Origin of the sequence: Protofrankia sp. CiP1_Cm_nod1, from assembly GCF_920888515.1 — a bacterium.
GTDB lineage: Bacteria > Actinomycetota > Actinomycetes > Frankiales > Frankiaceae > Protofrankia.
This window is the reverse complement of sequence record NZ_CAKKTM010000164.1, coordinates 1-2,515: the sequence shown is the minus strand read 5'-3', so window position 1 is coordinate 2,515 and position 2,515 is coordinate 1. Positions and strand designations below refer to the sequence as shown.

Here is a 2,515-nt window from a genome sequence, read left to right as displayed (position 1 = left end):
GAGCCGGTGGCCCGGACACGGCCGCCGGGCCGGCCGGCCGGGCCCTCCTCGGCCGGGCCCTCCTCGGCGGAGCCGGCGTCCAGGACGCTGCGTGCCCGGCTCGGCGCGGCCCCCGGCGACACCCTCGTCCTCTACATCGGCGCCCATGGCATCTCCCAGGGGCTGGTCTCGGTGGTGGACGCCGCGGCCGAGCTTGCCCGGGATCCGGTGCACGTCGCCCTCGTCGGCGAGGGAGCCGACCGCGGGCGGGTCGCCGACCGGGTCGCCGAGCTCGGGCTCACCAACGTCACCATGCTGCCCGCAGTCGACCGCGACGAGGTGCCGGCCATCGTCGCCGCGGCCGACATCTGCCTGGTCCCGCTGCGGGACGTGCCGCTGTTCGCCACCTTCATCCCGTCGAAGATGTTCGAGCTGCTCGCCGCCGGCCGGCCGGTCATCGGCGCGCTCGCCGGTGAGGCCGCCCGGATCCTCTCCGAGGCGGGCGGGGTCGTCGTCCCGCCCGAGAACCCGTCGGAACTGGCCCGGGCGATCCGCCTCCTGGCCGCGGACCCGGCCCGGCGCGCCGCCATGGGCGCACAGGGCCGGGCCTGTGTGGTGGCGCGTTTCGACCGGCGGGTGCTCGCCCGCCGCTACCGTCACCTCCTCGAGGAGGTGACGGGCCGTGCCATCACCGTTCCGCGACAGCGCCCACAGCCCTCGGAGGACACCACCGAACTGCACTGGCCACCGGTGCCACCGCCCCGACCGGCTGCCGAGCCGCGCCGGCCAGCGGACAAGCCGTCCCAGCCCGTGGCCGAGCCGCTCCGTCCGGCACCTCTGCCGCCCCCGCCGGCGGGCGGGGCAGCAGGGACGGACAGGACGGCGGGCAGGACGGCGGGTACGGCGGAGGGCTCCGGCGCGCCCGGCGCATCCGAGGCCTTCGGGACGGCCGACAGCACGGCCGACAGCACGGCCGACAGCACGGCCGACAGCACGGCCGACAGCACGGCCGACGTCACGGCCGACGTCACCGGGCGGCGAGGACGCGCATGAGGCTGCTGGTGACCGGCGGAACGGGATTCCTCGGACGCCGGGTGGTCGCGGGCGCGCTCCGGGACGGCCACCACGTCATCGGGCTCGCCCGCGGCGCGGCGGCCGCCCAGGCCCTGGAACGCGCGGGCGCGCAGGCCGTCGCGGGCGATCTCGACGACCCCGCCTCGGTGGACGCCGCGTTCCAGGCCGCCAAGGGCGACGTCCTGGTCAACATCGCCTCCCTCGGCTTCGGGCACGCGGACGTGATCGTCTCGGCGGCCGAGGCGTCCGGGCCGCATCGGGCGCTCTTCATCTCCACGGCCGCGATCTTCACAACGCTCCCGGCCGCGACAAAGCGGATCCGGACGGACGCCGAGAAAACGATCACCAGCAGTGGCCTCGACTGGACGATCCTGCGCCCCACCATGATCTACGGAGGCCCGGACGACCGGAACATGGCGCGGCTGCTGGCCGCGCTGCGCCGCTGCCCGCTGCTGCCCCTGCCCGGTGGCGGCAGGCGCCTGCAGCAGCCCGTCCACGTCGACGATCTCGCCGCCGCCGTGCTGGCGGCGGTCCGGTCGGACGCCTGCGCCGGCCGCGCCTACAACCTCGCCGGGCCGGAGGCACTGACCTTCCGGACGATCGTGGCGGAGGCCGCCGACGCGGTCGGGCGCCGGGCCGTCACCGTCCCGTTCCCGCTGCGCGCCACGCTCGCCGCGGCCCGCGGGTACGAACGGCTGGCGGCCCGCCCGCGGCTGCGCGCCGAGCAGATCGCCCGGCTCGCCGAGGACAAGGCGTTCCCGATCACCGACGCGGCCGCCGACCTCGGCTTCGCGCCACGGCCGTTCGCGCGGGGCATCCGGGACGAGGCGGCGCTGCTGGCCGAGGGGCGCCGCTGACATGGCGGAGCCGCTTGACGTGACCGGCCCATGCCCGCCGGCGGGCCACGGGATCGCGGCTGTGGCCCGCGCCGCCGGCTGGCCGGCGCCGGCCGCACGGTACGCGCGGACCGTGCGGCACCTGCGGCCACAACAGGTCACCGCCCGGGTGCGCCTGCGCGGCCAGCGGGCCTTCACCCGGCGTTTCCCCGGGACGACCGACCGGCTGCTGCGGCTGGCCGCCCCGGAGATCGGCTGCTGGCCGTCCGCCTTCGTACCGTTCGACGGCCGCTGCGCCGCGTCCTGGCCGGACGTGGCCGAACTGCTCGACGGGACGCTGACCCTGCTCGGCCACCCCCGCCGGCTGCGCGCCCCGGGCGGCGGCCCGGCCGAACTCGACTGGGCGCAGGCCGGCGCGCCGCTGCTGTGGCGCTACCACCTGCACTACTGGGACTGGGCCTGGACGCTGACAGCGCACGGTGACCGCGACGAGGCCCGGGCTGCCTTCGCCCGGCTGTACACGTCCTGGCGGGCCGCCACGATGATCGACAGCAGCCGGGGCGCCGCGGCGCTCGACGGCGGCCAGGCCGTTACGCGCCGCGGCCGCGGTCGTGGCCGCGGGCCTC

Annotated in this window: 2 protein-coding genes and 1 pseudogene; all 3 read left to right on the top strand. The window is 77.5% G+C overall.

Annotated elements, in window-relative coordinates:
* The coding region (locus NBX02_RS07950; RefSeq protein ID WP_250290668.1) for a glycosyltransferase family 4 protein at positions 1-1,032 on the top strand (1,032 nt) is incomplete at its 5' end.
* Positions 1,029-1,910 carry an NAD-dependent epimerase/dehydratase family protein gene (locus tag NBX02_RS07945; RefSeq protein WP_250290666.1) on the top strand — a complete coding sequence of 294 codons (882 nt, stop codon included), beginning with the start codon at positions 1,029-1,031 and terminating at the stop codon, positions 1,908-1,910. The genes NBX02_RS07950 and NBX02_RS07945, both read left to right, overlap by 4 nt.
* Position 1,911: 1 nt before the next feature.
* A pseudogene (locus NBX02_RS07940) lies at positions 1,912-2,515 on the top strand (hypothetical protein); the annotation flags it as partial.